The 6,369-nt window shown below is 63.5% G+C and carries 1 pseudogene; it reads right to left on the minus strand.

The annotated features are described in order from the left end of the window. Positions 1-6,204 (minus strand): annotated as a pseudogene (locus tag HT737_RS32555) (filamentous hemagglutinin N-terminal domain-containing protein); the annotation flags it as partial. Between the last annotated feature and the right edge of the window lie 165 nt (positions 6,205-6,369).

The raw sequence follows: 6,369 nt of genomic DNA on the forward strand, positions 1-6,369 counted from the left end.
GTTGACCGCACCGACCGACAGTGCCAGATGACGGGTGCCGAAACGCACCGCTTCACCGAGTTCGAACTGGTTATCGGTGGCGGCAGTGATGCTGCCGTTCGAATAGAGCAGCGCCGGATCGTTGCAGGATGACGTGACACACACGCCAATCCGGATGCTGCCCGCGCCACTGATGCCCCTGGCCGCTGCCGGCGCCAGCACATTGGTCCAGCCGTTGGACACTACCAACAGGCTCGAGGCTTGCGGCTGGTAGAGGTAGCCGGACGTTGAATCGAAGGCCACATTGCCACGCCCCAGGGTGTTGATCCCGGCGCCCGCTTCGACCGTGATGCCACCGGTGGTCGAGGTGGTGCGCAACACGACTTCCGGCGCAGACAGGATGGCCCCTTCACGCAGCGTGATGTTGTCCGAGGCCCCCAAAAACTTGATGATGTTGCCCGTCGTGTTGTAAATCACCTCCGGCAACGCACCGAGCGTCAGACGTCCGGCATAGAGGTTGTTCAGCGTGTCGGCGTACACCGACACGCCACTGAAACCCGGCGTCGGCGCATGCCCCGCAGCGAGCACCTCGAACTCGGCGCCGGCGTAACCGCCGCGTAACGCCGCCGTGCCGATCAGCCCACCCTCGGCGGCATCAAACAGCGCTCGCCCATCGAACTGCAACGCAGTCTCTTGCTTGCCCCCCGTGCTCAGGCGCAAATCGAGCACCTTGCCGTCCATTGGCGCCAACGCACGGGGCACGCCACGCCGGGCGGCATCGCTGCGGATGAACTGGGTGAACGACGTTTCGTTGTACTGCGAGTAACGGCGCAACACCTCAGCCGACGTCAGGATCACCTGACTGGCCAGACTGTCGCGCAGTCCGGTGTTGGCAATCGACATCTGCCCGCTGCTGGTCCACGAACCGTTGCGCAGTTGCAACGCTGCCGTCATCGCAGCCGGCGTCGCCTGACCGTTGACCTCGACCCGGAATGCGCCCGGGCAACAAGGCAAAGGTGGATGGCAGCAGCGTGTAAGTCCCCGCCGCCAGCCCCGGCACGCCGGCGCCAATAGTGACCTGCTGGCCGATGCGCGGATCGACCGCTCCGGCTTCGGCCAGGATCGGCGCGTAACGGCTCTGATTGCCCGGCACGATGGCGTAGACCGGATTACTCGCCAGCCCCGGCAGACTGAAGGTGCCATCGGTGGCATTGCGCACCAGCGGATTGAAGCGCGCATCGGTAGAACCGCCACGTCCGGAAATGAAACCGGCGCCGCGAAGATCGCCACCACCGGACATATCGATCAGCGCACCGTTCTGCACCTCGATGTATTGCCCACCGATCGCCACGCCGTTTTTATCGCCCGTGATGCCGTTCAACACCACCGATTTACCGTTGTAGAGATAGTCGATGCCGTCCGTGGTGCCACCGTATGGCATGACCAGACCGGCGCCGCTGACGGACGTGGTGCTGCCCGACAGCAGTCGAACCTCATGACTGGTGGTCTGCAAATCGTCACCCAGAACAATCTTGCCCAGCGGGGCCCCGCACCACCCCGCCCTGCTCGATGTACGCCGCGGAAAAACTCAGATTGCCGAATACCGAGTACGGCACCTCAGCGGGTGCCGCACCGTGGCTGCTGATCCGCAGCGTATGGTCGGACACCGCAACGGCGCCCTGATAGCCAACGCGCACTTCAGCCTGGACATCACTGGCGGGATAGATTTGTGCAGCACCGAGGTTCAAGTCCCCCGGCGTCCACAGCCGGGTTTTTTCGGCACCGTCGTTGGGCGCGAGGAAACGCAGATCGCCACGACTGTCGAGGTTCACCAGGCCAAATGCCCGTCGGCCATACGCAACCGCCGGCGCGCCGAGTTGCAGGATCGAACCCTGTGTACCGAACGACAGGCCATTGCCCACATCCAGCAGGTCGGCTGATGCGTTGAAGGTCGCGTCCGACAATTGTGTCGTCGGATTATTGGTCAATCGCGGCCGTATCAGGCCGAAGCCGGCGTGGTAAGTGCCCACGCCGGACAGACGCAGGTACGGCGCGCTCAAATCGACGCGGGTCGTACTCGCGGAGGCGTCGGCCAGCGACAACGCCCCGGCGTACAGCGTCAGGCTCTGGTTCATGTGCAGATTGACGTCGCCGTCAAACGACAGCAAACCGTTGCTCAACAGGCTCAGGTTATCGAAGCCGCCCGCCATCAGGCCGTCTGCGCTCAAGCGCGTCTGACCGTAGCGCAGGCCAGCGGCGCCCTCGCCCGGACGCCGATCCGGCGCGAGCGGTTTGTCCGCAGGTGCCTGGCCAATGATCATCTCTCGCGGCGCCCGCACGGCATTGCTTGCCGAGTCAACGTACAGCGGTGTCTCAAGCGCAATGTCCAGACGACCGCCGGCAGCCCCGACACCGCCCGCCGCTGCACGCAGATGGCCCTCAAGGAACAGGCCGTTGTAGGAACTCAGGCTGATCCGCCCGCCGTCGGTTGCGACGCGGGTCGGCCCTTGGCCGGCGATATCCAGAACGGTCTCGCTGCCGGAAGCCTCCAGCCGAGCGCCTTCACGGACGATCACATAAGCATCGGCGGCCGTGGCAGAGGCCAGTTTCGCATCGATTTCACCGCCGATGATGATGCTGCCACCCTTGGCGACCTGACCGTAAGTGCGGCCCAGCGCATCGACTGCCGTATTGGCGCGTCCGGCGACATCCAGCACCGCCTGTTCACCGATCCAGATGGAACGGTCATGTGCGCCCGGATCGGCCACGACAATGGAGGTCGCCGGTTTGTTCGAACCGAACTGTTGTTGACGGATATCAATCGTGCCGCCCCAGGCATTCAGCTCACCTTCCACGGTGATCTGCCCGGCACCGCGCAGTTTGATGCTCTGCCCCGGATCGACGCTGATCCGCGAACCGCGGCCCAGAGTCAGGGGGCTGTTGGCAGCATCGATCAAACCGATCAGGCTGGCCCCGCCCTGCAACGTCAGGCTGGCGCCGGCGCGTTGGGTCAACAAGCCCTTGGTCGGGTTTTCCTGGAACAGCGTCGGCGTCCACAGCTCCAGTGCCGTTTGCGGATCGACACCACTGACCTGATTCGGCGCGGCATCAGCGAAACGGTACACCGGCATGTACACATCGATCGCCGTGCCTTCAGCAACGTCCAGCCCATTCAGGCCAATCAGGTTGTAGGCGGAAAAGCCCTTGCGCAACAGATCGGCAGACAGCTGCAGGGTATTGTCGGCCAGCGCCTTGTCGGTCTGACCGATGAGAATCCTGTTGGCCTGCACCGTCAGCGTGCCGCCGCCCGTGACTCCGTAGCCACGCAGATCGCCCGCAAGGTTCAGGTGGGTTTCACCGGGCGCCGAAATCGCACTGGATTCCAGCGTCAGGTCGCCGCCCTTGCCACCCTGGGTCTTGCCGTTGGCCAGCACAGCGCCACCGGAGGAAACATCGAGCAGACTGCCCGCGCCAAGGTCGATATCGCCGCTGCTGCGGATCGATACCAGGCCACCATTGAGAGACGCCAGGCTCGCACCGTCATCCGGGTTGCTGCGCAGGTTGCTCCATACACCACGGGTATCGAGTTGCACACCGTCGGCCACAGTGACTTGCGTCGCCTTGCCGACCTTCGCCGTTAGCCGAGTGTCAGCGGTATCGCTACTGAGAAACTGATTGAGCACATTGCCCAGACGCAGGCTACCGCCACGCGCGGTCAGGTCGGCGCCGATCTGCACATCCGGGGAATACAGGGTGATGTCGCCACCGTTGTCGACCGTGAGCGCACCGTGAACGGCAATCTGATCCTTGGTCGAAACCTTGAGCGCACCGAGGTGGAATCCGTTGAGCAGATCGTTATCGAGATAGAGCTTGCCCTTGCGGGCATCGGACACCGCGCCGGTCAAGTCCGGATCGTTGCCGGAGGCCGGGCGCGTGCCACCGATCTGCACCTGATCGAGCAAGGGATTGAGGGTGTAGAGCAGGCCATTCGACGCCGCGACGAAGGTCGGGTCGTAACTGCCGACGATCAACTGCGCCCGCCGGGCCAGCGCGGTCTGGCTCTGCTGATAGCCGTCGAGCAGCGGTTTCGGCGCCTGATTCTGCCGTTCGCCCTGATACACCTCGCCGATCATCTGCCCGTCAAGCACGGCGCTGGTCGTGGAAACCACCAGTTGCCCGGCATCGCGGCCCACGGTGTAACCCGACTCGAAACGCGAGCGCGGGGCAATCAGCGGGCTGTAGTAATAGCTGGTCTGACCCCAGCGTTCGCTGCTGTCTTCATAGCCTTTGTACAGGCCGGTGTAGAGCAGATCCCCCGGCGCGCGCGACACCTCATACAACTTGCCGTCGGCGCCACGCAGCCAGCTCTGGCGGATCTCGCCGCTCTGCACATCCAGGGTGCCGCCGGACAGGTTGATCAACGAACCTTTTTCCGTGACCACGTCGTTGCCGGCAAAACTCACTGTGCCGCCCTGAGCCATCCATTCGCCGACGCTGTGCCCTTGGGTGCCCAGATAACCGCCGACTTCGAGCAAACCGCCCGCCGTGTACCAGCGATCCGTGGCGTAGCCGTTAGTGCCCGCCGGCACATACACCAGCTCGCGCACATCGACCCAGATGTCATTGCTGTTGAGCGCGCCTTTCTCGCGGTTGACTGACGCATCACGCTGCTCGTTACCCTGCACGTTGATCTTGATGCTGTTGTTTTCCATCGCCACATTGACGCCGAGGGCACCGGACACGTCGATCATTGCGCCGTCGCGCACCAGGCTGCGGCGCTGTGCGCTGACCGCAACCTGACCGCCGGTGGCCAGGGTGATCGAGCCGTTCTGGAACTCGACACTGCCACCGCTCTGAATCTCGACGCGTGACTGATCGCCACGGATCCGGTTATTGGCCGTGACGCCCGTCAGCGCGGCCTGATGCTGGCTGTCGAGGGCGGTCATGTCGCTGCTGTCGAGCATGATCGCCGTCGCACTGCCCTGCCCCAGCGTCACGCTGCCGTTGATATCAGTGATCGGGTTGGTCAGGTGAATCGTGCCCCGCGTCGCCACTGACGTGCTGGCGAGCAATACGCCGTTTTGCACGACCTCGTGACCCGTCAGAGTGATGTCGCCGGTGGCAGACTGGATCAGTCCGTTGTTAGTGACTTTGCCCGCAACGGCACCGGCCTTGAAGCCCGGAATGACTTCGCTGCCGAATGTGCTGGACAGCGCATTGCCCTCGGTGCCCGAGCCCTTGCGGATGTAGAAACGGTCGCCGGCCGCCAGCACGGTCTGGCCCTTGACGGTGCTGATGCTGCCGTCGTTCTGCACTTCATTGCCGAGCAGCAAGGCATAACCCCCCGGCAGCGGTAGACGATGCCGGTTTGTGGGTGTCGATCGAGGCACCGCGTTCCACCAGCACTTTGCCAGCGGCATCGGTGAAGGTTGGCTGAGTGCCGGTGCTGTCGAAGTACAAGCCACGATCACGGAACTGGATATCGGTGATGTTGGCGGCAGCGGCCACCAGGTTGCGCACGTTGACCTGGCTGCTGCCGCTGAACACGATGCCATTGCGGTTGATCAGCATCACCGTGCCGTCGCCCTTGATCTGGCCCTGGATCTGGCTGGCCCGGGCATTCGGGTCGTTGACCCGGTTGAGCACCGCCCAGTTGGACTGTTGGGCGAATTCAACGGTGGTGTTGCGGCCGACGTTGAAGGTTTCCCAGTTGAGGATTGCCTTGTCGGCGGTCTGCTCGATCTTCACCGTAGTCTTGCCGTCGGCCTGGGTCTGTTGCGGGCCCTTGGCGTTCTGCCAACCCTGGGTCAGGCTGTTATCGACTTTCAAACCGCCCTCGCCCAGACCGTCCGGTACAAACTGTACCGTGCCCAACGCAGCAGCGCGTCCGGCCGCCTGCGCCGCTTGTTGCGCGGCAATCGCGGCGACGGTGTTGTTCAGGGTCTGGATCGAACGCTGCAATTGCGCATTGGCTTTTTGTTGCTGGGCCAATGGCGGTGTCATCCCCGGCAATCCGCCAACGCTCGGACGCGCCGCTGCGGCCTGCTGCGCCGCACCTTTGGCAGCAAACCAGCCCGAGCTGAACGCCGTCTGCGCCTGCGCGCTGCCCGCCACCAGACACAACGCCACTGCGTGCGCCAACGGCTTGAGCAACCACAGCGCCGGCTCGACGGTTTCACGCTTGGAGGACAGAACGTTGGTACAACGGGATGGGCGAGCGAGCATCACTACGAGATCCTTTTTGATTGCCACACTTGGGTTGCCAAAGATGCCGCAGGCCTGCAAAAACCTGCTGTTACGACATAGGCCGTTGGCGAGGGGCGCGACCGAACGGATGTCACACAAACTTCATGTTCGGCGTGTATTCGAGCCAAAAAAAAWGACGGCAAC

Source organism: Pseudomonas sp. MD195_PC81_125 (assembly GCF_014060985.1).
GTDB classification, from domain to species: Bacteria; Pseudomonadota; Gammaproteobacteria; order Pseudomonadales; family Pseudomonadaceae; genus Aquipseudomonas; species Aquipseudomonas parakoreensis.